This is a genomic window from Methylocaldum sp. GT1BB (assembly GCF_051027545.1).
GTDB lineage: Bacteria > Pseudomonadota > Gammaproteobacteria > Methylococcales > Methylococcaceae > Methylocaldum.
Map to the genome: position 1 here is coordinate 2902628 of NZ_CP194902.1, position 25354 is coordinate 2927981.

General features: G+C 58.8%; 30 protein-coding genes. 15 read left to right on the plus strand and 15 right to left on the minus strand.

Annotated elements, in window-relative coordinates:
- The first annotated feature begins 105 nt into the window (after window positions 1–105).
- From apaG to ACR2TX_RS14485, 15 genes are all read left to right on the plus strand, one after another.
- The gene (gene apaG / locus ACR2TX_RS14415) at window positions 106–486 is read left to right on the plus strand and encodes a Co2+/Mg2+ efflux protein ApaG (RefSeq protein ID WP_077729073.1); all 381 of its coding nucleotides are present in this window, start codon (window positions 106–108) and stop codon (window positions 484–486) included.
- 19 nt (window positions 487–505) lie between these two features.
- Complete coding sequence (gene clpP, locus ACR2TX_RS14420) at window positions 506–1156, plus strand: ATP-dependent Clp endopeptidase proteolytic subunit ClpP (RefSeq protein WP_077729074.1); 651 nt, start codon at window positions 506–508, stop codon at window positions 1154–1156.
- 69 nt (window positions 1157–1225) lie between these two features.
- Window positions 1226–2500, plus strand: coding sequence for an ATP-dependent Clp protease ATP-binding subunit ClpX (gene clpX / locus ACR2TX_RS14425; protein ID WP_156879333.1), 1275 nt, complete (start codon window positions 1226–1228; stop codon window positions 2498–2500).
- 144 nt (window positions 2501–2644) lie between these two features.
- Window positions 2645–5071, plus strand: coding sequence for an endopeptidase La (lon, locus tag ACR2TX_RS14430; RefSeq protein WP_434129911.1), 2427 nt, complete (start codon window positions 2645–2647; stop codon window positions 5069–5071).
- 358 nt (window positions 5072–5429) lie between these two features.
- Window positions 5430–5966, plus strand: coding sequence for a flavodoxin (locus ACR2TX_RS14435; protein ID WP_434129913.1), 537 nt, complete (start codon window positions 5430–5432; stop codon window positions 5964–5966).
- Window positions 5967–6127: 161 nt separating this feature from the next.
- Window positions 6128–7693, plus strand: coding sequence for a flavin monoamine oxidase family protein (locus ACR2TX_RS14440; RefSeq protein ID WP_347259152.1), 1566 nt, complete (start codon window positions 6128–6130; stop codon window positions 7691–7693).
- 76 nt (window positions 7694–7769) lie between these two features.
- Window positions 7770–8252 carry a hypothetical protein gene (locus ACR2TX_RS14445; RefSeq protein WP_086135382.1) on the plus strand — a complete coding sequence of 161 codons (483 nt, stop codon included), beginning with the start codon at window positions 7770–7772 and terminating at the stop codon, window positions 8250–8252.
- A complete protein-coding gene (locus ACR2TX_RS14450; RefSeq protein WP_166642633.1) occupies window positions 8249–8413 on the plus strand; it encodes a hypothetical protein in 165 nt (54 codons plus the stop codon). The genes ACR2TX_RS14445 and ACR2TX_RS14450 overlap by 4 nt, the downstream gene beginning before the upstream one ends.
- A gap of 20 nt (window positions 8414–8433) precedes the next feature.
- Window positions 8434–8832: a nuclear transport factor 2 family protein gene (locus ACR2TX_RS14455; protein ID WP_168175359.1), complete on the plus strand. Its 399-nt coding sequence runs from the start codon at window positions 8434–8436 to the stop codon at window positions 8830–8832.
- A 222-nt stretch (window positions 8833–9054) separates the two neighbouring features.
- A complete protein-coding gene (locus ACR2TX_RS14460) occupies window positions 9055–9363 on the plus strand; it encodes a hypothetical protein (protein WP_086135384.1) in 309 nt (102 codons plus the stop codon).
- A 295-nt stretch (window positions 9364–9658) separates the two neighbouring features.
- Entirely contained in the window at window positions 9659–10540 is an 882-nt protein-coding gene (locus ACR2TX_RS14465; protein WP_077729082.1) for a S1 family peptidase, read from the plus strand.
- A 107-nt stretch (window positions 10541–10647) separates the two neighbouring features.
- Window positions 10648–11091 (plus strand): CopD family protein, encoded by a 444-nt coding sequence (locus ACR2TX_RS14470; RefSeq protein WP_077729083.1) that lies wholly within the window; start codon window positions 10648–10650, stop codon window positions 11089–11091.
- Window positions 11092–11418: 327 nt separating this feature from the next.
- Window positions 11419–12954 (plus strand): choice-of-anchor Q domain-containing protein, encoded by a 1536-nt coding sequence (locus tag ACR2TX_RS14475; RefSeq protein WP_434129917.1) that lies wholly within the window; start codon window positions 11419–11421, stop codon window positions 12952–12954.
- Between the two features lie 585 nt (window positions 12955–13539).
- The gene (locus tag ACR2TX_RS14480) at window positions 13540–14031 is read left to right on the plus strand and encodes a cytochrome P460 family protein (RefSeq protein WP_143735089.1); all 492 of its coding nucleotides are present in this window, start codon (window positions 13540–13542) and stop codon (window positions 14029–14031) included.
- 270 nt (window positions 14032–14301) lie between these two features.
- Window positions 14302–14469 (plus strand): hypothetical protein, encoded by a 168-nt coding sequence (locus ACR2TX_RS14485; protein ID WP_434129920.1) that lies wholly within the window; start codon window positions 14302–14304, stop codon window positions 14467–14469.
- Between the two features lie 707 nt (window positions 14470–15176).
- Here ACR2TX_RS14485 and ACR2TX_RS14490 read toward each other — a convergent pair.
- The 15 genes from ACR2TX_RS14490 to hscB all read right to left on the minus strand — a co-directional run bounded on the left by ACR2TX_RS14490 (window position 15177) and on the right by hscB (window position 25347).
- Window positions 15177–16490 (minus strand): IS1380 family transposase, encoded by a 1314-nt coding sequence (locus ACR2TX_RS14490; RefSeq protein WP_133719256.1) that lies wholly within the window; start codon window positions 16488–16490, stop codon window positions 15177–15179.
- A gap of 177 nt (window positions 16491–16667) precedes the next feature.
- Window positions 16668–16868 carry a hypothetical protein gene (locus ACR2TX_RS14495; RefSeq protein WP_434129921.1) on the minus strand — a complete coding sequence of 67 codons (201 nt, stop codon included), beginning with the start codon at window positions 16866–16868 and terminating at the stop codon, window positions 16668–16670.
- 66 nt (window positions 16869–16934) lie between these two features.
- A complete protein-coding gene (locus ACR2TX_RS14500) occupies window positions 16935–17393 on the minus strand; it encodes a hypothetical protein (protein WP_434129923.1) in 459 nt (152 codons plus the stop codon).
- Window positions 17394–18023: 630 nt separating this feature from the next.
- Entirely contained in the window at window positions 18024–18332 is a 309-nt protein-coding gene (locus ACR2TX_RS14505; RefSeq protein WP_077729087.1) for a hypothetical protein, read from the minus strand.
- A gap of 47 nt (window positions 18333–18379) precedes the next feature.
- Window positions 18380–18616, minus strand: a complete 237-nt coding sequence (locus tag ACR2TX_RS14510) for an FmdB family zinc ribbon protein (protein ID WP_077729088.1) — start codon at window positions 18614–18616, stop codon at window positions 18380–18382.
- Window positions 18617–18658: 42 nt separating this feature from the next.
- Entirely contained in the window at window positions 18659–18940 is a 282-nt protein-coding gene (locus ACR2TX_RS14515; protein ID WP_133716889.1) for a BolA/IbaG family iron-sulfur metabolism protein, read from the minus strand.
- Window positions 18941–18945: 5 nt separating this feature from the next.
- The gene (grxD, locus tag ACR2TX_RS14520) at window positions 18946–19290 is read right to left on the minus strand and encodes a Grx4 family monothiol glutaredoxin (protein ID WP_077729090.1); all 345 of its coding nucleotides are present in this window, start codon (window positions 19288–19290) and stop codon (window positions 18946–18948) included.
- A 233-nt stretch (window positions 19291–19523) separates the two neighbouring features.
- Complete coding sequence (locus ACR2TX_RS14525; RefSeq protein WP_077729091.1) at window positions 19524–19832, minus strand: 2Fe-2S iron-sulfur cluster-binding protein; 309 nt, start codon at window positions 19830–19832, stop codon at window positions 19524–19526.
- 81 nt (window positions 19833–19913) lie between these two features.
- Window positions 19914–20378 (minus strand): hypothetical protein, encoded by a 465-nt coding sequence (locus ACR2TX_RS14530; RefSeq protein ID WP_077729092.1) that lies wholly within the window; start codon window positions 20376–20378, stop codon window positions 19914–19916.
- A 30-nt stretch (window positions 20379–20408) separates the two neighbouring features.
- On the minus strand, window positions 20409–20735 hold the full coding sequence (locus ACR2TX_RS14535) for a (2Fe-2S) ferredoxin domain-containing protein (RefSeq protein WP_077729093.1): 327 nt from the start codon (window positions 20733–20735) through the stop codon (window positions 20409–20411).
- Between the two features lie 37 nt (window positions 20736–20772).
- Entirely contained in the window at window positions 20773–21135 is a 363-nt protein-coding gene (nifW, locus tag ACR2TX_RS14540) for a nitrogenase-stabilizing/protective protein NifW (protein ID WP_077729094.1), read from the minus strand.
- Window positions 21136–21147: 12 nt separating this feature from the next.
- Window positions 21148–22332 (minus strand): homocitrate synthase, encoded by a 1185-nt coding sequence (gene nifV / locus ACR2TX_RS14545; RefSeq protein WP_077729095.1) that lies wholly within the window; start codon window positions 22330–22332, stop codon window positions 21148–21150.
- A 2-nt stretch (window positions 22333–22334) separates the two neighbouring features.
- Window positions 22335–22676, minus strand: coding sequence for an ISC system 2Fe-2S type ferredoxin (fdx, locus tag ACR2TX_RS14550; RefSeq protein ID WP_077729126.1), 342 nt, complete (start codon window positions 22674–22676; stop codon window positions 22335–22337).
- 278 nt (window positions 22677–22954) lie between these two features.
- Window positions 22955–24817: a Fe-S protein assembly chaperone HscA gene (gene hscA / locus ACR2TX_RS14555; RefSeq protein WP_168175360.1), complete on the minus strand. Its 1863-nt coding sequence runs from the start codon at window positions 24815–24817 to the stop codon at window positions 22955–22957.
- On the minus strand, window positions 24814–25347 hold the full coding sequence (hscB, locus tag ACR2TX_RS14560; protein ID WP_077729097.1) for a Fe-S protein assembly co-chaperone HscB: 534 nt from the start codon (window positions 25345–25347) through the stop codon (window positions 24814–24816). The genes hscA and hscB overlap by 4 nt, the downstream gene beginning before the upstream one ends.
- Between the last annotated feature and the right edge of the window lie 7 nt (window positions 25348–25354).

Consider the following 25354-nt stretch of genomic DNA (forward strand, 5'->3'; position numbering starts at 1 on the left):
AATCGCCTTATCGCGGTGCCCGGCGGGTTACGGCCGCCGCCTAATCCGCCCAACAACGCTACAAGCCACCGAAAGACAATCGATCCAAGAACAAATGGAGACGTTATGACCAGCAGAATCCGCGAACTCAAAGTCGACGTTAAAACCGTTTATCTCGGAGAAGAAACCCATCGCGACGGAGAGCGTTACGTATTCGCCTACACCGTGACCATGGAAAACACCGGCACCGTTCCGGCGAGGCTGCTCGGCCGACGCTGGGTGATTACCGACGCCAACGGCAAGACGATCGAAGTCGTCGGTGAGGGCGTGGTGGGGGAGCATCCGTATTTGCGCCCCGGCGAAGCGTTTCAGTACACCAGCTCGGCAATGATCGAAACCCCGGTGGGCAGCATGCAGGGCAGCTATCAGCTGCTGGCCGACGATGGGGTGCCTTTCGAAGCGCCCATCGCGCCCTTCCGACTGGCGATTCCGCGTACTCTCCATTGACCGGCAACCTGACAAGAGCATGACCTTGAACCATTCGCCCAACCAAACCTATGCCCCTTCAGCCGCCGCCGGCTTGGTGCCCATCGTCGTCGAGCAGTCCCCGCGTGGCGAAAGAGCGTTCGATATCTATTCGAGGCTGCTGAAGGAGCGGGTCATCTTTCTGGTCGGCCAGGTCGAAGACTATATGGCCAACCTGATCATCGCCCAATTGCTGTTTCTGGAATCGGAAAACCCCGACAAGGACATTCACCTTTACATCAATTCTCCGGGCGGATTGGTCACCGCGGGCCTCGCCATTTACGACACCATGCAGTTCATCAAACCCGATGTCAGCACCCTGTGCATAGGCCAGGCCGCCAGCATGGGCGCCTTGCTGCTGGCGGGCGGCGCAGCGGGGAAACGTTTTTCTCTACCCCATTCCAGGATCATGATCCATCAGCCTCTGGGCGGGTTTAGGGGACAGGCCAGCGATATCGACATCCACGCACGGGAGATCCTGTCGCTCCGCGATCGCCTGAACGGGATACTCGCCAGGCACACCGGGCAGCCCATCGAAAAAATCCGGACCGATACCGACCGCGACAATTTCATGAGCGGGGACGACGCCAAAAGATATGGCCTCATCGATAACGTACTCAGCCAGCGGAATCGACCTGGCGACGAGCTTTGACGCGAAAGGCGGCATGCCGGCCGGACACGGGCATGACCGAATCAACATCCAGCTAAGAGGGTAAAAGCAATGAGCGACGAAAAAAACGGCAAGGAAAGAGGCGGAAAGCTTCTCTACTGTTCATTTTGCGGAAAAACCCAGCATGAGGTCAGAAAGCTTATTGCAGGTCCGGCGGTATTCGTCTGCGACGAATGCATCGAATTATGCAACGACATCCTGCGCGAGGAGTTGGAAAGTACTTCCGATGGTGGGGATAAGCTTCCCACGCCCAAGGAAATCAAGGCCATATTGGACGACTATGTCATCGGCCAGGAAAGACCCAAGCGGATTCTCGCGGTCGCGGTTTACAACCACTACAAGAGGCTGCGCGTCAAAGCCCACGCCGGGAAAAACGACGTCGAACTGGCCAAGAGCAATATCCTTCTGATAGGGCCTACCGGTTCCGGCAAAACCCTGCTGGCGGAAACCCTGGCGCGTATCCTCAACGTGCCCTTCACCATCGCCGACGCCACCACCCTGACGGAAGCCGGCTATGTCGGCGAGGACGTGGAAAACATCATCCAAAAGCTCTTGCAGAAATGCGATTACGATGTCCAAAAAGCCGAGTCGGGCATCGTCTATATCGACGAGATCGACAAGATCTCGCGCAAATCGGCCAATCCCTCGATTACCCGCGACGTGTCCGGCGAGGGCGTGCAGCAGGCCTTGCTCAAGCTGATCGAGGGCACCGTCGCATTGATCCCGCCCCAGGGCGGGCGCAAGCATCCGCAGCAGGAATTCCTGCAAGTCAACACGGCGAACATTCTGTTCATCTGCGGAGGTGCGTTCGCGGGTCTCGACAGGACCATCCGGGCGCGTTCCGAAAAAGGCGGCATCGGTTTTTCCGCCGAGGTGAAAAGCAAGGAGGACCGCCGCAATGTGGGCGAGATCTTAGCCGGAGTCGAAGCGGAAGATTTGATCCGTTACGGCCTGATCCCCGAGTTCGTCGGACGGCTGCCGGTGGTGGCGACGCTCGAAGAGCTGGACGAGGAGGCGCTGGTCAAGATCCTGACCGAGCCGAAAAACGCTCTGGTCAAGCAGTACCAAAAACTGTTCGAGATGGAAGGCTGCGACCTCGACATCCATCCCGACGCCCTGAAGCTGATCGCCCAGCGCGCCATCGAGCGCAAGACCGGCGCGCGTGGCCTCAGAACCATACTCGAGAACGTTCTGCTCGACACGATGTACGAACTGCCGTCCGACGAGTCGGTGACCAAGGCCGTCGTCGACGAAAGCGTGGTGCGCGGCAATAACCCGCCCTATCTGGTCTATCGAACCGAAGAAAAGCAATGCGCGTCGGCGTGAGCCGCCCAGCGGAGTCTTGGCTTATCAACCCGGCGCGGCGACAAGCCGCGTGAGTTAGGCCTAAGCGCGTACCGGCTTGGGCGGCGACCCGAAAGACCAGGAGGGTATTTGCGGGCCTGATTAATAGTTTGGAGGGCTTTTATCGTGGAAACTGAATCGACCGACAACGTTCATCCTGCGGAGAACCGCGTTCCGGTGCTGCCTTTGCGCGATGTGGTGGTCTATCCGCAGATGGTCGTCACCCTGTTCGTCGGGCGGGAGAAATCCATCGCGGCGCTGGACGATGCCGTGCAATCCGGCCAGAAAATCCTGGCCGTGACGCAGAAGGACCCCAAATGCGACGAGCCGGAGTTCGCGGACTTATACGAAACCGGCACCCTGTGTACGGTCGATCAGCTATTCAAGCTGCCGGACGGTACCGTGAAGGCGTCGATCAAAGGCGCAAAACGCTGCCGAATTAAGGAGTATCAGGTGGCCGACAGCCATGACATGGCTCTCGTCGCGCCACTGGACGATCAAGTCAATTTAAGCGTCGCGGAGATGGACGCCCTCATGCGTATCGTCACCGGCGCTCTCGACCAGTACGTCAAACTCGATCATCAGATTCCGCGGGAAATCGTAAACGCTCTTCCGGATATCTCAGAGCCAGGCCGGCTGGCCGATACCATCGCCGCGCACATGGCTCTCAAGATCGAAGACAAGCAGGCGCTACTGGAAACGGTCGATATCGCCGCCCGCTTCGAAAGACTGATCATGGCGATGGAAAGTACGGTCGACCGCCTGGAGGTGGAAAAGCGCATCCGCGGACGAGTCAAGCAGCAGGTGGAAGACAACCAGCGCGAGTATTATCTGAACGAACAGATGAAAGCGATCCGGAAGGAACTGGGGGAATTGGGCGAGACGCCCGACGAGTTCGACGCGCTGGCGGAAAAGATCGTCAAGGCGAGAATGCCCAAAGCCGCTCGCGCCAAGGCCGAATCCGAGCTGGACAAGCTCAGGCGGATGCCTCCGATGTCGTCGGAATCGACGGTGGTTCGGAATTACCTCGATTGGATGATTGACCTGCCCTGGAAAAAACGCAGCAGGGCCCGCTTCGATCTGAAGCAGGCGGAAGCGCTGCTCGAGGCCGAGCATTACGGCCTCGACAAGGTCAAGGAACGCATCTTGGAGTACCTGGCGGTGCAACAGCGCGCCGGGAACGCGAAGGGGCCGATCTTGTGCCTGGTCGGGCCGCCCGGCGTAGGCAAGACATCATTGGGCCAATCCATCGCCCGCACCACCAACCGCAAATATGTCCGCATGGCCCTGGGCGGGGTGCGGGACGAAGCCGAAATCCGCGGGCACCGGCGCACCTATATCGGCGCACGGCCCGGCAGGATCCTTCAGCACCTGGCCAAGGCGAAGACCCGCAATCCCTTGTTTCTCCTCGACGAGATCGACAAGATGGCGATGGATTCGCGCGGCGATCCCGCCTCGGCCCTGCTCGAAGTGCTGGACCCCGAACAGAACCGCGCGTTCAACGATCATTTTCTCGAGGTCGATTTCGATTTGTCGGAGGTGATGTTCGTCGCCACCGCCAATACCTTGAACATTCCCGGTCCTCTCCTGGACCGGATGGAAGTGATCCGCATCGCCGGATATACCGACGACGAGAAGATCAATATCGCCGCTCGCTATCTCGTTCCCCGGCAAGTCGGGCGGAACGGTCTTAGGGAAAACGAAATCCAGATCACCGATTCGGCCTTGCAGTCCATGATCCGCCATTACACCCGGGAAGCCGGGGTGCGGAGCCTCGAACGGGAAATCGCCACGATTTGCCGCAAGGTCGTCAAGAATCTGCTGCTCAAACCCGGAACCAAGAAATGCGTGGTGACGCACCATAACCTGGAAGATTTTCTGGGCGTGCAGCGCTACCGTTACGGCCGCGCCGAGGAGACCGACCGGGTCGGCCAGGTGACCGGGCTCGCGTGGACCGAAGTGGGCGGCGAATTGCTCACCATCGAATCCGCCGTCATGCCGGGCACGGGCCAGCAGATCTATACCGGGAGGCTGGGCGAAGTCATGCAGGAGTCGATCCGCGCCGCGATGACCGTGGCCCGTTCCCGCGCCGTCGAGCTGGGTATTTCTCCCGGTTTCTATCAAGCCAGCGATATGCATATTCACGTGCCGGAAGGGGCCACGCCCAAGGACGGCCCCAGCGCCGGGATCGGCATGTGTACCGCCCTGGTCTCGGCCTTGACCGATATTCCGGTGCGGGCCGATGTCGCGATGACCGGCGAGATCACCCTTCGCGGCGAGGTACTGCCTATCGGCGGCTTGAAGGAAAAGCTCCTGGCCGCCCATCGCGCAGGCATCAAGACGGTGGTGATCCCTTACGAAAACGAGAAAGATCTGGCCGAGATTCCCAAAAACGTCAAAAAGGATCTCAGCATTCTTCCGGTTCGCCGGATCGACGAAGTGCTCGGCGCCGCGCTGCTGCGCCAGCCCGAATCCCAGGACGCGCCATCCCTGCCTATCGAACAGGACCGCGCTGCCCATGGCGTCGAAAGCGGGGTGGCGATTGCTCATTAAGAATCCTAAACAAGCCTTTGCCCTTAGGGCAGAGATATCTACACAAGGCGCCACCCCGGCAGGGAGTACTCGCCCCTTCCTTGGGGCTTGTCCTTCGGACCGTGCTCCACACGTCCAAATTCGCTCCCCGCGAATTTGTGCCGGGGGCCAGAAGCCAAGGACGGCAACGGCTGGTCACATCCATGTGTCCTGGATTCCGGCAATCCATGCCGGAATGACGGCTGTAGGAACTTGCGTAGATACCTGTGCAACTTTGGAGGGGGTGGGTGAGGACCGTTTAGTCATAGGTCGGCAATCTCTTGCCAACGAGCTCTGCTCAAACAGTTACGCGCTTCAGCGTTTTTTATAGAGGAACCTTATGGCCAACAAGATCGGTATATTTTTCGGCTCGGACACGGGTAACACGCGGCGCGTCGCGAAATCGATCGCCAAGAAACTGGGCGATGCCGCGGATGCACCCGTCGACGTGAAGAAAGCCAGCCCCGACGACCTGCTCAAATACGATGCGCTGATCCTCGGCACCCCGACCCTGGGCGACGGCGAGCTGCCGGGCCTTTCCGCGGGCTGTAGCGACGAAAGCTGGGAAGAGTTTCTGCCGAAACTGGAGGGCAAGGATCTGAACGGAAAGGTCGTGGCCCTGTTCGGACTGGGCGATCAGGAAGCCTATGGTCACGAGTTCGTCGACGCTCTGATCCTTCTGTACAACTTCGTCGTCAAAGCCGGCGCCAAGGTGGTCGGTTTCTGGTCCACCGACGGATACACGTTCGAGAAATCCAATTCGATCATCGACGATAAGTTCGTCGGTTTGGTCATCGACCACGAAAACCAGAGCGACGAGACCGAAGAGCGCATCGATACCTGGCTGGCCGAGATCAAGCCGGCTCTGCTGGGTTAAAGCGCTTTTCGCTACAGTGGCGGCGGCGTAGGTCGGCAATCCCTTGCCGACGGAAACGGTTGGTCGGCCCTCTGCGTCGGGAAAGGATTCCCGACCTACGTTACGAGGGCTCATAAGTCGGCGATCTTGCCGATGTACGGATTGAAGAGAGAGGTGATGTCATGCTGGATACGGTCATAGTCGGAGGCGGATTGTGCGGCTTGGCGCTGGCCGCCGATCTGGAGCGCCAAGGGCGATCCTATCTCCTGTTCGAGGCTCGCTCTCGCCTGGGCGGGCGCATTCTCTCGGTGCCCTCGACGACATCCGGGATGGCGCTGGACTTAGGTCCGACCTGGTTCTGGCCGGACATCCATCCGCGCATCTCGCGCCTGGTGGCCGATCTGGGACTCGCCTCCTTCGCCCAGCACGACCAGGACGATGTCCTCGGCCTCAAGAACGCGGACGGCAAGCTCGAATCCCTGGGCAGTGCTCCGGTCCATAACGGCGCCATGCGATTGGAAGGCGGCATGGCGGCTTTGGTGCATGCCCTCGTGGACCGGATTCCCGAAAGCCGGCTGCGCCTGGAACAGGCGCTTATTGCCGTGGAAGAGCGGGGCGATCGCGTCGCTCTCCATTTTCGCTGCGGCAATGCCTTATCGGTAGTCGAAGCTCGCCGGGCCGTACTCGCCATTCCGCCCCGTGTGCTGGAGGAGCAGGTCCGGATGGAACCCGCGCTCGACGACGAACTGCGCCGGGCGATGCGGGAAACGCCCACCTGGATGGCCGGAGAGGCCAAGGCCATGGCGGCCTTCGCTCGCCCCTTTTGGCGCGAGGCGGGCTTGTCCGGCAACGGTTTCGCCCGGCATGAGCAGGCGGTACTCGGCGAGATTTTCGACGCCTGCGACGCCACCGGAGAGAAGGCCGCCCTGGGAGGCTTCGTCGCGCTGTCGCCGGAGCAGCGCGAGGCGTTTAGAGTGGGCATGCCGATGCTGATCCGGAGCCAGTTGGTCCAATTCTTCGGCTCGGAGGCGGAGCTGGGCGAACAGCATTATCAGGATTGGGCGACGGAACCGTTCACCTGTAGCCGACTGGACCTCGTGCCGCCGGATCAGCACCCGGAATACGATAATCCTGTCCTGAGCCGGGCGTACTGGGACGGAAAGCTTTTGTTCGGCGCTTCGGAAACCGCCCGCTACGGCGGCGGCTATATGGAAGGCGCACTGGAGGCCGCCGCGCGGATTCAGCGGCAGTTGGCGGAAGTTCCGGTCAACTCGACCAACTCCAACAGCCTCGCGCGCTTCCGCGAATGGGTGAGCGGTCAAAGGCCCGCCGCCCTCGAGCATTACCAGCGGAGCCTGCACCGCCATCTCTCCACCCAGCAACGGGATCAATTGACTCAACTCTCACTGTTGGAGACGGTGGAGGACATTTACCGCGAAGCCTTGCGGCAACTCGATGAACTGCCTCTCGAAGGGGGCTCGGTGGCTGTCGTCGCCGGCCGGTCGGACCTCACCCCTCCGATTCTTGCGCCGTTCACGGGATTCAACGATGCGCTGATCGACGAGGCGCTGCGCTTCAATCGCAGCTCGTGCGCCCTGTCCAACTTTCCGGTAGAGCACGATCCGTCGCCCGATTACGTGCAGACCATCCGCAGGGATCTGGCCGCCGCTTGGCGCGAATTCGCGCTTACGGTCAACGCCCGAATCGTGGCACGCACCGCGGCTCCGGAGCTGGCCGACTGCGCATGAGTGCGTTGGTTTAATTTCAGGCGAAAGGGCAGCGAGGCGTGCTCGGAACAAAACGCTTTTCAAGGTTCAGAAAGCCATGATCTATATCGTCGAAATTCCCCATGAAGGCCGGGCGTCCGCGTGGTTCGCATTCGACCGGGACGATTTCGTCCGCAAGGTCCGGGCCGCGAAAGAATCCGGAGACACCACGGTCTTCGCCGCGCTGAGCCCGCGCCAGCGTCTCGAAGCGGCAAGCCTTGCGCCCGACTCACCCGGCGCCCGGGCGGCGCAGCCGGCCGTTTTCGACGATGCGGACCGCCACGGCTGGGACACCGTTCTGTACCGGGCCGATTTTCTTCTGAGCCCCGGTCTCTGGCAGGCCGAGCCGGTATCGGAACTCGAGGCTTGCGCCGCCGCCGTCGCCCACGAACGGAAAGCCTGCCGCGTGTATCTGTCCGATAACGCCGCGGTAGCGGCGCTGTATGGAGACCCGCTCTATGACGGACGGGACGGGTTTTACGCACACATGGCCCTGCGCGAGCAGCTCATCGCCATGGAAGCCATTTCGGACGATTTATGACGGTCGAACAACTGATAACTGCCTTGCTGGAAATGCCGAAAAACGCGGTCGTGCTTTACGAAGGCGATGCCGGCTACGCTCTTGTCGGCGGCCTGCATTTGCAGGAAAACGGAAACGAGCTGCCGGATGAGGTTATCCTGTTTCCCGATATGAACGAATGAGGCTGGGGATACCAGGCTCGATGGATGCCACGGCTGTGCTGTTTGCCAACGAAGCCTTCTATCACGCGTTTTCCCAGCGCGATTTCGACGCCATGGAGCGGTTGTGGGCGCGGGAGTGGCCGGTGCTCTGCATTCATCCCGGCTGGCCGGTGCTGACCGAACATGCCGCCATCATCGAAAGCTGGCGGCGTATTTTCCAGAATCCGGCGACCGGCACGGTAACTCCGCATTACGCCAGAGCCTTTGTCTACGGCACCGTCGCCACGGTGGTGTGCTACGAAGAAATTCAGGGAGCGCTGCTGGTCGCCAACAATACGTTCGCGATCGAGAGGGACGAGATCCGCATCGTCCATCACCACGCATCCCATTGCGCCAATCCGCCGCCGCCGGAACCTAAGGCCGCACCGGCGGTGCAGTAGTGCGCCGGGATAGTTGAGGTTTTATTCAATTCGGCATTCGAGTGGACATTGATCGTAGGATGGGTTAGGCCGCCAGACCGCAACGCACCGAGCGGCCTCGGACCTGTCCTGAGCCAAGTCGAAGGGGCGGTGGGTTACGCTCGGCTAACCCACCCTACAAAAATGAATTCCTTCATTGAAAACGATTTGGAATTATTTCGGCTAATTAAGTTAGGTGGTCAAATGCAAAGCACGATCAGACAAGAAACGATACCCCAACGAACCATCACGATAGAAGGCGAGCACGCGAAACTGGCGTCCCCGGAAGAGATTGCCGATGGCATTCGGGCGGCCGTGGAGGTGTTCGAGCGCAACGGCGTCGATCCGCTGGATTGCGCCGCGGCGATCGAAAAGCTCGAAAAGGATGAGTTGCTCAACCGTGACGAAGCCTTGCTCTGCGTCATCTGGGATCAGGCCGAGGAAGCAGCCTTCAGAGCCGTTACCGTGGGTTGGCTAAGCCGCGCCGTGGACATTCGGATCGCGGTTTCCTGAGCGATAGAACAGAACTGTCGGCAAGGGATTGCCGACGGATCAACATCGTCAAGTAGGTCGGGAATCCTTTCCCGACGCGGCTGAGCTCGGCAGTCGTACTTCGCTCTTTCAGCGCCCCTGTCGCTTCCGACGAACGACGTTTGTCGCGCATGCGGTATGATCCGCCTAACACCAACCCTTCTCACCTCAACTCGAAGCTGTGAAGTTAAGGCGTTATTAGTTCGTAGGGCGGAATAGCGTACTCGCGTATTCCGCCGAATGAGAATGTTCCATTCGGCGCATTACGCTAACGCTAATGCGCCCTACGTGGGCTGCCTCTCCGGAAGAGCCGGGGGAACTCCCGATTTTATTAGATTTCGATAAAGACGCAATACAAGGTGTTATATATGATCCGATTCTGTATTGGGTTTTATTTTTGAGGTCGACTTTAAGTGAGAGCAACACAGAAATGTTGATCATAGAAGATTTAAGGGAATACGTATTTGGAATTTTCCTTGGAGAAGAAACCAAGAAAGATGTTGTAATTGGCGATTCTCTAAGATTTCTCGGGACGGCCTTCTTTGTTTCAAGAAAAGGGGATGCGGTAACCGCCAATCATGTTCTTCCAAAGAAGGTTCTAGAAGGAAATGAGCAGGTCTATGGGATTACGGTTAAACGTGGTCAAACAAACGTATATAAGTTGGTTGCCGCAGCGAGATTCGAAACCTCAGATTTTTCCTTACTAAGGTTCGACCTTCAAGATTGCCGATTCTTCGAAATAGACTTTTCTGAGCCTGGGATAGGAACAGATGTAAATGCTTATGGGTATTCAGATCACGATATTCACGGACAAGGTAAAGAACTACGGCTACTAAAGGGCCACATGACTATGCCAATCGTGTCTGGAGTTGGTGAGGTCAGCTTCCCGATTCCTAGCGGCATGAGCGGTGGTCCTGTCATATCCGGGACAAAGTGCATTGGCTTTATGATCGGTAATGTCACGTCAGAGAAACTGCTAACTAGTTCTGAAGAAATATCAGAAATATATAACTCAGTTGAAAAAATCACGCTGGTAGAATCAAAGGAAGTGCTCCATTATGGGATATTCAGGCCATTCTCAATTTATAAAGATCATAAGTCTGAGATTTTTTCAAATATGGATCTCCCGACATTTCTTTCTACACGTAACCATCCCTAACATAGTGTTCAATACGGATACTTGGCCGCAACCTTCCTTCGCCACAGCTCCGGTCGGTCACCGTCAAGCGCCGGTTAATACCACGTTAAGCTATCAATAAGACCATTATGTACGAACTGGCAATATTGATTCATGTTATCGGCGCAACGGTTTGGACCGGAGGTCATATAGTCCTTTTGGTTGCAGTATTGCCTGATGTGTTGAAACATAAGGATTTAAACTACATTCGCCGGTTTGAATCCGGTTACGAAAAGATAGGGATTCCAGCCTTAATCGTCCAAATAGTATCCGGTTTATATCTGGCAAGCTTTCTCATACCAGAGGTTTCGCAGATCTTTGATTGGGCGAATCCTGCGGTTAAGTTGCTATGGGTAAAATTATCTTTGTTGCTGATTACAGCCCTGTTGGCAGCCGACGCTAGGCTGCGAGTAATACCGAATCTGAGCGCTTCAAATTTAAATTCTCTTGCGTTCCGTATCATTCCTGTAACGGTGGTTTCAGTGCTGTTTGTGATATCCGGCGTTTTGTACAGATTTGGGTGGTTCGCTTAACTCGAACGATGCGCTTCGTGCCTCAGCGCATCCTACGCGGGCTTATTTCGGTCTACAAAGTTGCGGCAGCATGGGGAAAATTGCGGACTGGAGCATTTTGGGTTCCGATGTATAGTCTAAGTTCGTAGCGGCCGTTTACGGCGCCTGGTTTCGAGCCGGTCTGTCCTGTACGCCGGCGACTTTTGTAAAACCCTTTTCGGGTTCCTTCCGGTTACGTCTCTTAGTCCAGGGTGTCACGTTCCGGATACCGTTTGTCTCTGATGCGACAAGTGCCCGGTTTTTGTTTCGAGAAACAGATTTCGGCTATCCGGCGTGCAGGATTTCCGTATGAACAAGGAGGATCAATACATGACTGCTTTCGGCTTCAGCAGAGTTCCTCGTAGACATTTGCTGCTTTTCGCGGCGCTGTTCGGTTCGACAGTAGAGTCCGCCGAGGCGACCACCCTCACGGTGGGTGCGATTGACGCCAACGGCATGGCTTGCACCTTGGCCGATGCCATCGTCGCGGCCGATAACAATATCAGCACCGGCGGCTGCCCCGCGGGTTCCGAGGACGATACCGACATCATTGAACTCACCGGCGACGTCATCCTGGCGGAAGCCTTGCCCGAGGTGAGGAGCTACTGCAGTCCGGAGCCCGATCCTTGTGCTGAGAGTGTTCAAACCCGCATCACGATCAACGGCCACGGTCATTCGATCGCACGCTCGCGCGATCCGGATACCCCGGAATTCGACCTGCTCACGCTTTTTGCGCTCTGTGGCGAGGGCATCTTTATGCCCCCGCCGATCGTCATGCTGAATGACGTTGTGCTGAAACATGGCCAAACCGGCATTTCGTTGAAGGTTGCGACCCTCGGCATCGAGTGTCCGCCGGAGCTTGAGCTGGTGAATAGCCGTATTACCGACAATAGCGGCGATGGCATCTCGGCGCGCTTTGCCTCGATGCGGCTTACGAACAGCGTGATCGAAAGCAATGGCGGCCGCGGCATCGGAGGATACGCTACCGACATTCATTTGACGGACAGCACCGTCGCTCATAATGCGGATCGTGGTGTCTCGGCCCTTGGCGGCCTTCCATTTTATGAGAGACGAGGGGTGCTCTCCGTGACCCGCAGCACCCTCGCCGGCAATACCGGCGGTGGCGTCGAACTCGCCGGTCTACACGCCACGCTCGTGAACAGTACCGTGTCCGGAAACGGAAATACCAAGACTACGGGAGGCGGCATTCACGTGATACCCAGCGATAGCAGCGATGAGCAGCCGGTAACCGAATTAACGCTCATCAACACCACCGTTTCCGATAACGTCGCTGAGCTTGGCGGAGGCGTATACCGCGACAGCGGAGAGCACCGGATCTTTATCGACAGAAGCACCGTGATCAATTCGATTCTTGCCGATAACACCGGCGGTGACTGCATGAGCGCCCCCGGCACCACGCGCATCGCCTTCAGCGGGCAAAATCTGATCGAGGACGGCGGGTGTTTCGACCCGAGCTATTCGAATCCCCCGCTGATCGGCGATCCCAAGCTCGGTCCCCTTGAGGACAATGGCGGGCCGACGCTGACCCACGCGCTTCAAAGGGACAGCATAGCGCTGAATCGGATTGCCTTCATTCACGACGTGAACGGCAATCCTCTCGGCTGCGAAGGTACGACCGACGGCGTTACCGCCGGAGTCGTCACCGATCAGCGCGGGGTCAGCCGGGCGCGGCCCGGTGACGACTTTTGCGACATCGGCGCTTTCGAACGCGCCTTCCCATCCGCCGCGGGCGAATGCAAGAACGGCGGCTACAGGAAATTCGGCTTCGATAGGCTTGGACAGTGTCTCCGGTACCTGACCCAGCGGAAAACGCAGTCGCATTAGAGCGTTTTTGCGTCAGGCTAACGGGAATGAGAAGTCTTCTGTTCGGGTTGAAAAAGCCGCAGGACGCGACCCCCGGCAGGAGCACGAACGATGACGAAATGGGAGTTTGTCGGCGGGCCTGCTGACGGCGGAGATGGCCCGGTGGGTACCGGCCGAAGAGAAACCGCCGCGCAGCAGCTTATCTGAACGACGGCTTCCCCTGCGGCTAGAGCGTTTTCCGAGTCGGTGTAAGGGATTCGGATATGTAGGTCGGCAATCCCTTGCCGACGTATCGGCTCGGCGAAGGGCTTTGTCGGAAGGGCAGCTCTGGCGCTCCCAGAGATGCCGTTTGCGATTGGAAGGGTCGCGACTAAAGCGACCGTTTGCGATTGGGAAGGGATTGCCGACCTACGCTCTCCCCTCCAGGAACGAATCCGTACACCGGGACGGAAAACGCTCTAAGTACATTCAGGGAAGTCTTGCGGCATAGGCACCACTACAGGAGAAACCCGCCAATCAAACTAATCTGTCGAGATTCCGTAAAAGTTTACGGAATGTACTTAGATCTTGCATTAGACGGGCATTAACTTACTGGGAGGTAAAGCGATGAAGAAACGTATAGTCAGGATCGTGTCCATCGGAATCACCCTTAACCTGTTCCTGGCGGGCACTACATGGTCGGAGGAGGCTAAGGTCAAGTATCCCGAAGCTTATCGAGACTGGACTCGCGTAAAGTCAATGGTGATCCAGCAAGGGCATCCTCTCTATGATTCCTTCGGCGGAATTCATCATATCTATGCCAATGACGAGGCACTGAAGGCCATGACCAAGGGCGATATCTATCCCGATGGTTCAGTGCTGATTTTCGATCTCCTCGAGGCGAAGAGCGAGAACAATGCCATCGTGGAGGGTGACCGAAAAGTTCTTGGGGTAATGGAGAAGGATTCCGAGAAGTTCAAGGAAACCGGAGGATGGGGTTTCGAGGGATTCAAAGGAGATACCCAGGAAAGAGTGGTCAAGGACGCGAAGAACGAATGTTTTTCTTGCCATGTACCCCAGAAGCAGTCGGATTACGTATACAGCACTTACCGCAAGTAGTCATCCGATATCGATCGGGTATCCAGTCGGTTGCCTGGTGGGTTACGGCATTGCGGCCGCGACGACAGCGGAGGCGATGCGCCAGGCGGTTCATCAGTTCCAGCCCGACCTGGTGCTATGTCCGATGCTCGCCCAGGTCGGTCATTCCCCGCGACATTTGGAAACGGTACACGTGCATCATCCTCCATCCCGGAATCGTCGGTGACCGTGGCGGCAATTCGCTCGATTGGGCGATTCTGAACGAGGAAACGCATAAGGGGCCTCACCGCGGTGGAGGCCGCGGACCAGGTTGATTCCGGTGCGATCTGGGCGACCTACGAATTCAAGATGCGGTCGGCGAGCAAGAGCAGCCTGTACCGAGATGAGGTGGCGCGCGCAGCGGTCAAGGCCATGTTGGTCGCGGTGAGGCGCTTCGAAAGCCGCTTGTTCGTGTCGTGAAGGCCGAGTAGCGGCAAATCGACTGGAAATGCGATCCCGTCGCCACGATCCCGAGGAAGATCCGTTCCGCCGACGGCGCCCCCGGCGTGCTGGACGGGATCAGCGGGCTGCCTGAGCGATGGCGTGAACAGCCCGCGTAGAGCGGAGTAGGGTACTCCCGTATTCCAATCACAAACGGTTGTCCGGGGAGGGGCTGGCCGGCGCTCCCGGCCAGGCCGTTTGCGATTGGAAGGTCGCTAAGTACATTCCGCAAATACTTGCGGAATCTCGACTGTTTGGCTTGATTGGCGGGGTTGTCCTGCAGGTTGCCTATGCCGCAAGACATTCCCTGAATGTACTTAGAGCATTTTCATATCTACTGTACGGGCACTCGCGCGTAGGTCGGGAATCCTTTCCCGACGCCACGTCCCCGCCGAGCGTCTTCGTCGGCAAAGGGTTGCCGACCTACGAATGCTTGAATCCATTCACCCGAGCCGAAGGCGCCAACGACGTCCGCCAAGCTGGTTTTGCCGTACGAGCGCGATGAAAACGCTCTAACCTGAATATTTCATCAGGACCTCAGTGAAGGTAGGAGGCCGGTCGCGTTCTGGGTTCGGGACCAGAAAAAGGCGTGTTGAGTGCTCGTTTGGGGTGAAAGTCTGAATTTCAGGCAAACGTCCCCCTTACCCCCAGAGAATCAACGTGCCGGGGAACCCACTCGGCCCGGCTCAGCCGGGGGCAAAGCGCTCGGCGATGTGCCAGAACAGCGCCTGCCAGGGGTAAGCATTCGGCAACAGGAAGCGAATGCGACGGGTATTTCGAAGGATCACGCCACCGATTTTGAGGAGCTTGCCCCTGAGAGTGGAACACTGCGCCCGAGCGAGTTCGGTACCGGCGAGGCCGAGGCGACGAAGGGCTTCCAACAAGAGGTAGCCGAGCGAGGCGAGCAGCAGCCGGAATTGGTTGGCCCACCAGACGTGACAACTGGTGCGGTCCGCGAACAAGCCGAGTTGCTGTTCCTTGATCCGGTTTTCCATGTCGCCCCGCGCACAATAGACGTCTTCGTACAGCGCTTGGGAGTCGCCCGCCAGGTTGGTGACCAGGAACCTTGGATTTTCGCCTTGGGGTCCATGCTCGGCTTTGAGGATCACCTGGCGGGGGTGTTTCCAGGTGCCGGCGGTATAGGCAAACTCACCGAAGACCCGCTGTTTTTCCGAGGTGGCGGCAAATTGGGTTTGCGCTGCCTGGCGCCAAGGCGCCGCAAGCTTCAAAAGGCGGTTGTTCTTGGCCAGGCCCACGAGATAACCGACGCCGTGGCGTTCGCACCAGGCCAGAATCCGCCGTCGGCAGAAGCCCGAATCGGCCCGGAAGATGATTTTCACCTCGGGCCAGACGGCACGCAGCCGTTGCACCAGAGCTTTCAGGATCGCCCCGGCGTGCTTGGCCGCGTCGATCTTCGAGGGCCTGAGATAGCTGACCAACAACTGATCGCCGCAAAAGACGTAAAGCGGCAGGAAGCAATAGTGGTCATAGTAGCCATGGAAGAACCGGCCTTCCTGATGCCCATGGACCGGATCATCGGTCGCGTCGAAATCCAGGATGAGCTGATCCGGCGGCGTCGGAAATGAAGCGATGAACTGCTCGACAAACACCTCATGGATCGCCAGGGCCGCCGCCCGATCCATCCGGTTTTCCAAGCGGCACAAGGTGGGGCTGGAGGCACCGGGCGACAGCCGTTCACAGGCCGTCTGCAACGCCAGGTCATGGCGCCAGGTGTCGTGATCGTTGAGGTCTTCATAGCCTTGGCACAGGCCATAAACCCGCTGTCGCAGCAGGTGGAGCACGGCGTGGGCACACCGGCTGGGATCACGCGGGTCCTTCAAGCGTTGGGCCACGCTGTCCAGCAAACCCAGCTTGCGATCGACCTGCCGCAACAGCAGCACTCCGGCATCGCTGGTCACAGCGCCCCCGTCGAAGGCCACATCGATGCGGCGGCGTGCCACGGGCGCAAACAGCTCGATTTGTCCGGTACAATGTGTCACGGCGGAATCTCCTCACAAATTCGATGTCAGCAGTTGAATTTTAAGGGCTTTTCGATTCCGCCACCCCTCCTTTCATGAAATATCCAGGCTAAAGCGACGTTTGCGATTGGGAGCACCAGAACGACCCTCCAGGCGCACCGGCGGAGCCGCCATTCCACCGAATGCGCCCTACGCGAGCTAATCCGTGAGATAGAAGGTGATGGTCGTAACGAGCCGGACCTCTTTCTCAATGCTCTTGGTGTCGCCGTACTCCTCACCGACATCACGAATAATGAAGCCACCCTGCTGCGCGTCCCTTATGCCGCCAACCTTGACTCCGGCATCGGCCGCGAACTCGTTCGCGGCAATACGAGCGTTTGTAGTCGCTTCCTTTACCATGGCTGGCTTTATCTCGTTTAGCTTCGTGAAGTGATAGGCTGGCGCGTTGTTCTGTATATCAATGCCCTAGGCTATTAGCCTGTTTAGCTTCGATCTCGCTTCCGAAACCAAACGAACTTTGCCGGTTTCGACGTCAATCGATCCGACAAGCACATGTTTCTCTTCGACAAGCTGTTGCTTGTCGTCCCGGAACTCTTTTTTCTCGTAGTCAATGACACCGGGCGAAACTTCCGACTTCTCAAAACCGCTTTCCAGGAGCAGCGACACGATCCGCGACTGATCAGCTTCCGACTGTTCATAGAGTTTTGACACCGGGGTCGTTCCGCTTCCGGATACGGTGTACTGGATCTTCCAATAGGCCCGATCCGCCTCGACCCGCCTCTCGGCTAGGCCCTTCACCTCCGCGGTGTTAATGCCGACCTTGGCGTTATACAACGTTTGGCTGACAAAGTAGCCGCTAACAGCGATTCCTAGGGAAAGGGCCAAAGAAACTACTAGAAGCTCAGCTCGACCAATGTTGTTCATCACATCTTCCCCCTGTTGTCCCCACTGTATCGCCTAGCGCCCTGCCGAGCGGCGAGGGGCATGAAAGCAAACGGACACCGCGGACGAACTTACGGAGTCCGAATACATTCGTTTAAGGAAGCTCTGAACAAGTGGATTCCGTTCATGCCCCTTCGACAGGCTCAGGGCAGGCTCAGGAGAGCGTTCGACAAGCCTGTCCTGAGCCGAGTCGAAGGGCTCACCACGAACCGAATCCTTACGTTACCGTTCGTCCTGAGCCTGTCGAAGGACTTAATCAGAGCTTCCTTAAGTTTTGGAACAAAGTTTAGGCGGTTTCCCGCGTCAGCCTGCCCGCCAACACCCGTTCGTCGCTGCCGCGACGTGTTCGCATGATGTGCCGGCATGAGCGTTCGGCCATTTTCCCGTCTGGCGCTTTTCCGATCAACCGAAAGGAACCGGCCGCAAGACTGAGAATCCAGCCAAACAATCCGCCGTAATGGAGTGATTCCCTTATATCTTCCGCGACTCTTCTATCACATCGTTGGAGCCCGCATCCTATGCGGGTTAGATGATTTATAGCCGCAGGATGGACAAAGCATAGCGTGCCCATCGAGCGCATTCGTCGGCAAGGAATTGCTGACCTACAAAATCTCAGTCCCGGTTTGCGATAGCGTTTCTTTGTGCCATGCGTATGCGTTCCGCGATTCCTAGCGGGCTGGATTCGTAAGCGGCCTTCGCCTCGTCCAGCGCGGCTTGGGCGGTGGCGGCTTCTTCCGCCGTCAGCGGCAAGCGGCCTGCGATATGGGTGGCGTCTGGCACGGCCTTTAGTATGGCTGCCCAGTTCGGGTGCTCGTGGATCGGAATCAGTCGGTCGGCCTCCTTCTTGCCTTCGAGACAGATGGCCATGCCGATGACCTCAACTTTGCGGCCGTCTTCTGTGGTTTTGATATAAGTAGCCATGGCGGTTTTATCCTGAGATTCGGAATTTCTGTATCGATGACTTATTGCTACGACTTGATGCGCGGACGCTCGGAAGCGGAGTAGTTGCTGAAATGGCCTTCCCGCGCGGCTTGCGCTCGGGCCTTCGACACCAGGCCGGCCGTTTTGCCTTGAGGGGCCGTCAGTGAAGGTAGTTTTTCCAAGGTCTGTGCCCCGCACTCCGGACAGGACGGAACGGCGGACAGGCTCACCAGTAATTCGAAGGTTTTGTCACATTGCTTGCAATGAAAGTCGTAAATCGGCATAGATCGATCTCTCGTCAGTCAATCAAAAACCATCCCGCAGCCTCACTCCGTAGACGGAGCGTTAGGCGCGGCGCCCGTTCCGCCTTGCTGTTCCCGCTGCCATTCGGAAGGCGTATAGACCTTCATGCTGATGGCGTGCAACGCGCCGCTTGCCAGGGGTTCTTTGACGGTTGCCAGAACTTTTTGCTGACGCCGGACCGGCGATAAGCCTTCGAAAGCCTCCCCGATGATCACGATCGAGAAATTACAGCCTTCGCCTTCAACCGAGAGTTGGCAATCGGGCAGGCCGGTTTCGATCAGGCTACGGACTTCCGCGATCTCCATGGCGATCAGTCCGCTTTTTTGCCGGCGACGGCTTTTTCCAGCATGGGCTTGAGCTCGCCCTTCTGCGCGATTTCCGCAACGATATCGCTGCCGCCGACGAGTTCGCCGTTCACGAACAATTGGGGAAAGGTGGGCCACTCCGAGATGCTGGGCAGCTTCTCCCGGATCGAAGGCGCCTGGAGCACATTGACGTAAGCGAAGGGAACGCCGGTGGACTGAAGTGCCGCAACGGCCTTGGCGGAAAAACCGCATTGCGGCATATCGGGTACCCCTTTCATGTAGAGGAGGACCGGATGGGTCGCGATCTGTTCGCGGATGGTATTTTCGATGCTCATTGCTGATCCTCTCATTAGTTAATCAATCGGCTTATTCCATTCGGCATTCGAGTGAACATTAATCGTAGGGTGGGTTAGGCCGCAAGGCCGTAACCCACCGATTCGAGGTTGCTCGGTGGGTTACGGCCTTGCGGCCTAACCCACCCTACAAAAATGAATTCCTTAATTGAAAGCGATTTGGAATTTGGAATTAGGTCTGCCGGCAGGTGCGAATTTGTCGCACCTGCCACGATTATGACGGCCGGATCTCAAAATCCGGACGCAAAGCCCAGCAACTCGACGGTGATGTCTTCCGTCCCCAGAACCTTGGCTTGGCACGCCAGGCGGGATTTGGAGCCCACGCCCACGATCGTGTCCAGTTTCGCGTGCTCCGGAGCAGCGGTCCTGGATACCCCCTTTTTGCCGGCTTGCACGAAGATGTGGCAGCTGCCGCACTCGGCGTTGCCGCCGCACTTGTGCATGATTTCTTCGCCGGCCGCCAGTATCGCCTCCAAAAGGCTCATCCCTTCCTGGACCTCGACGGTTTTTCCGGATGGCATTATGGTCAGAGTCGACATGTGATTACCTCGTCTTGTTTTTTGTGGATTGAAAATTCAATACGTCACGGAGATTGAGTGGGTCGGATCTTCCATGACGGATTACAATCCCGCGGCGAGGGAGCCGATCACCGAGCCGCCGACCGTGTCGGCGGAGTCCAGTTCCCTCAATTTACCGAGTATTTCCTCGCAGCCGCGAGCATCGCCCTGGCGCAAGCGGATGAAGGCCAGCGCCTTGAGCGAAAAAAGGTAGAAATGCTGGGGACTGTTGTGCAGGGTCCAGTCCGCAGTTTCCGGGGTCAGGCTCGCATAGCTTTCCGGAAAGCCGCCTTGACGCGCGGCGGTTTTCAAGGCCGAGCGCGCCGCTTCCTCGGCGTCCGCCAGCCGGCCCTTGTAGAAATAGAATTTGTAGAGCGAGAAATACACCGGCAGAGCTTCGGGCGCCTCTTGCCGCGCCTGCTGCAACAGCGCTTCGGCTCGCGCCGTGTCGGCATAGGCGCTCATGGCTTCCTCGAGCAGGCCGCCGACCTTGGGCGGCACGTCGCCGGCATAAAAGACTTCACGCATGGCTGTTCCGCGCTCCACGATCGGGATTCCTCAAGACCAAACCGCCGCGGGTGCTAACAGGCGTTCCACGGGTTCGCCTTTTTGCAGGTGCTCGCTGACGATCTCGCCCACGTCTTCCGGCTTGACCTTGGTGTACATCACGGCATCGGGGTAAACGATGACGGTGGGCCCCAAGTCGCACGCGCCGAGACAGCCGGTGCTGGTCAGCTGGAATTTTCCGTGGAGCTGGCCGGCCTCGAATTGCTGGGCGAAGGTCTGGAGCACCGCCGCGCAGCCCAATTGCGCGCAAGATCCGCGCGGATGTCCGGGAGGTCTCGATTGGGCGCAGACGAACACGTGTTTTTCGGGTTTAGCCATTCTTTATTCCTCGTAGCAAGATCAAACGGATTCGTTTTTAGATGGTGCCGGGCTTGCCGTCGCTAGCCTCTCGTTTCCGGGTCGAAAGGCTGGCCTTCATGCTCTCCAGCGAAATGCTCTTGCCGTCCTGATCCTGAAAGACCTTGAACACTTTTTCCTGGGCCGCGTTCGAGGTCACGAAATCATCATGTGCGCGGGTCAGATATTCCTTGCAGATGTTCCAGGCCGAAGCTTCGTCCAGGTCGTCCGGGATCGGCGATCTGGCAAGGTATTGGTTGAAGCGCTTCAGGATGTGCAGGCGGTTGACGTTCACGACGTCGGCTTGATACGGAATGCCGAAAAAATCGAAGAACTCCTCGGCCGCGGAGAAACCTTCTATGCGTTGCAGTACCGGATTCATGGAGATGCCTTTCTAAGGTTGATTTCGGATCGTAAGCGCATCGGGCAGGCCGGGCAGGGCGGGGATGGGTTCCGACGCCGCCGTTTCCCGATAAAAACTCATGAGCTCGGCCGTGCTCGGCGCGCGCTTGGTTTGATTCGCATGCAGGCGGATTCTGCGCAGAAGCTGAGCGGCGGCGATTTCGGTCAGCTCTATCCCGAGGTCGCGAAAGCGCTGGATGACGCCGTGCGTTCCCGAATGCTTGCCAAGCACCAGGCGGTGTTCGCGCCCGAGATCCTTGGGATTTACGCCCTGATAATTGAGTACGTTCTTGAGGATGCCATCGACGTGTATGCCCGCCTCGTGGGTAAACACGGCCTCGCCGACGATGCTCTTGTTGGGCGCTACCGGACGTCCCGACGCTTTGGCGACGAGCTCGGAAATCGCTCCGAATCGGCTGACATCGATGCCGGTGGGCAACTGATACAACTGGTGCAGGGCCATGACCGTCTCTTCGAGGGCGGCATTGCCGGCGCGTTCGCCGAGGCCGTTGACCGTGGTGTTGACATGGCTGGCGCCCGCCTGGATCGCAACCAGGGTATTGGCGGTGGCGAGGCCGAAATCGTTGTGGGCATGCATCTCGACTTCGAGATCCACGGCGTCGACCAGCCGCCGGATACGTTCGAAGGTGGCAATCGGGTCGAGTATCCCCAGGGTGTCGGCAAAGCGGATGCGCCTCGCACCCGCCCGCTGGGCGGTTTCCGCGACCCGCAGCAGAAATTCGGGGTCGGCGCGCGAGGCGTCCTCGGCGCCCACGCAAACATCCATGCCGGTAGCCAGCGCGCGTGGCACGACACGGCTTATCGTCGCGATAGCCCAGTCGCGATCGCGGCCGACCTTATGGCGCAACTGGATATCCGATACCGGAATCGACAAATTGACCAGATGCGCCCCGCAGCCGGTAGCCGCTTCCAGATCGGCCTCGCACATCCGGCCCCAGACCATCAGCCGCGAGGGCAGGTCGAGCGCCGCAATGGCGGCGATGATCTCGCGTTCTTCCGGTCCCATCGTCGGGATGCCGACTTCCATTTCGGGAACACCGGCGGCGGCCAGGGCGCTAGCGATGGCGAGCTTCTCCTCCCAGTTGAAGGCGACCCCGGCGGTCTGTTCGCCGTCGCGCAGAGTGGTATCGTTGATGACGACCTTCCTGGATTCCATCGTCAGGCCTTCTTTTCCTTCGCCAGATTGCGGCTGTAGCGCGGAATCTCGATGGTCAGATCGGCGCCGTTGACGAAAGCCTGGCAAGCCAGCCGGGAATGAGGTTCAAGACCCCAGGCGCGGTCCAGCATGTCTTCCTCGTTCTCGTCGGCGCTATCCAGCGTCGAGTAGCCTTCCCGCACGATGACGTGGCAGGTCGAGCAGGCGCAGGCGTGTTCGCAGGCGTGCTCGATTTCGATGCCGGCGTCGAGCAGCGCTTCGCAGATGGTCTGTCCTCTGCGGGCAGGTACGACCGCACCTTCCGGGCAGAGTTCGGAATGAGGGAGGATGGTGATGTTCGGCATGGTCATGTACTACCTCTGACGTGGCAGTTGTCGGTGCGTGTGCTCATCTCTTCTTCCTTTATGTAGAGTAAATTAGGCGCGCACAGACGCGGCGTTTCCATTTCGCACCGACCTCCCCGCGCGCCCTAACCCTCCATGCCGGCGTCGCACCTCGAACGGTGGGTTACGACGCGCGTGAGGCTTCTTGGACATCGATCGGCTCCGAGGTGATGCGCGTCTAACCCACCCTACGAAAACGCGGGTTTTTAGGAAAAATGAGAATTGCCGCGTGTTCATAGTCATGCGTCCAATTCTTCGAGTTTCTGTCCGGCCAATGCCTTCTTGATGCTGTGGTCCATGCGCCGTCCGGCGAACTCGGTGCTCGCCTCGTTGAGTGCATCGGCGGCTTTCTTGATTGCCTCCCAATCGGTGCCGTCGACGGCTTGTTTTAGGACCTGCATCCCCTCGGTAATGATCGCGAGCTCGTCCGCGGACAGAAGTTCGGAATCTTCGGCCAAGGCCGCTTCGGTCGCCTCGAGCAGGCGGAGCGCCTCGACTTTCTGTTCGCGCAGGCGCCGCGCCTCGATGTCGTCCTGAGCGTGTTTGTAAGAGTCCTCGATCATACGGGTGATATCGGCATCGTTCAGACCATAGGACGGCTTGACCTCGATCTTGGCCTCGACCCCGCTGGTCTGCTCGGCGGCCGATACGCTCAAGAGACCGTCGGCGTCCACCTGGAATGTCACCCGGACCCGGGCCGCGCCCGCCACCATCGGAGGGATGCCGCGCAGCTCGAAGCGCGCCAGCGAGCGGCATTCGCTGACCAGTTCGCGTTCGCCCTGTACCACATGGATGCTCATGGCGGTCTGCCCGTCCTTCCAGGTGGTGAATTCCTGGGCGCGCGCCAGCGGCAGGGTGGAGTTCCTGGGAATGATCTTTTCGGTCAGTCCGCCCATGGTCTCGATGCCCAGCGAGAGCGGAATCACGTCGAGCAACAGCCAGTCGTCGTCGCCGCGGTTCCCCGCCAGGGCGTTGGCCTGCAGGGCGGCGCCGATGGCTACCACCTTGTCCGGGTCCAGATCTACGAGCGGCTGCTGCTGAAAGAAATCCGCCACGGCCTTGCGGATGCAGGGCATGCGGGTGGCTCCGCCCACCAGGACGACGCCCTTGATGTCGCCGATCGACAGGCCGGCATCGCGGAGCGCCTTGCGGACCGGCGCCATGCTTCGCTTTACCAGATCTTCGGTCAGCGCATCGAAGGTTTCCCGCGACAGGCTGCACTTCACCACGGAGCCGTTGGACAGCGGCGTGGAAATTTGCGCTGTGGATTGTTCGGAGAGGCGTTCCTTGGCCGCACGTGCCGCGGTCAGCAGCCTGCGCGCGTCGCCGGCAGTCGGGGCCGGGGTGGCGGTTTCCCTGAGCAGCCAGTCATAAACGGCCCGGTCGAAATCGTCCCCGCCCAGCGCCGGATCGCCGTTGGTCGCCAGCACTTCGAAGACGCCCCGGGTGAGTTTGAGTATTGAAATATCGAAGGTGCCGCCGCCGAGATCATAAACCGCGTAGACGCCTTCGGCGGCCTGATCGAGTCCATACGCCACGGCGGCCGCGGTGGGCTCGTTCAACAGGCGGAACACTTCGAGGCCGGCGAGTTTCGCGGCATCCTTGGTCGCTTGGCGCTGGGCATCGTCGAAATAGGCGGGGACCGTGATCACCGCGCCGGCGATTTCGTCGCCCAGGGCCTGGATTGCCCGCTCGCGCAGGGCTTTGAGAATTTCCGCCGAAACCTGGACCGGACTCACCGTTCCTGCCTGAGTTTCGAACTGCACCATGCCGGGCGTATCGGCAAATCGATAAGGGGCGCCGTGCCGTTCCGGCAGATCGTCGCGGCCGCGGCCCATAAAGCGTTTCACCGATACGAAAGTGTTCTCGGGATCATCGTTCTGCCACGCCATGGCGTCATGGCCGACATCCACCGCGCGATCGGCACGGTAGTGCACCACCGAAGGCAGCAGGACGCGGCCCTGTCCGTCTTCGAGTACCTGCGGGCCCTGATCGTTGACCGTGGCGACCAGAGAATGGGTGGTGCCGAGGTCGATCCCCACCGCAATACGCCGCGGTTTAGGGGCTTTGATGCCGGGTTCGGAAATTTGCAGCAGCATCATTCCTCCAATTCGGTTTGGGCTTGATCGATATCGCGACCGAGCTTCTCGAGAAAGGCGAGCTGGCGGACCACGTCCGCCGCCGCCGGATGACGCCGTTCCACATCGAGCAGAGTGGCGAGCGAGCCCAGCAAGCTGTTCATCTCCGTTCTCAGGCGCGCTGCCAGGCTATCGAGTGCCGTAAGGCTCTTGAGGGCCATCGCGGCATGCAGCTCCTCGCGCCACTCGATTTGTTCCAGCAGAAACTCCGCCGGCATTGCCGTATTGTCTTCTTCCCGCGTGTCGACGCCGTGAATCCGGAGCAGATAGCGCGCCCGGTCCAAGGGGCGTTTCAAGGTGCTGTAGGCCTCGTTGGCGAGCGTCGCCCATTGCAGGAACAGACGCTTTTCCGTGTCGCTCAGGTGCGCCGCCTTGTCGGGATGCACGCGGGCCTGCATCTCCCGATACTGACGATCGAGCTGGTCCAGATCGAGCTGGAACAGGGGCGGCAGTTGGAACAACTCGAAATAATTGCGGGTCGCCTCCGGGGTCATGGTCACA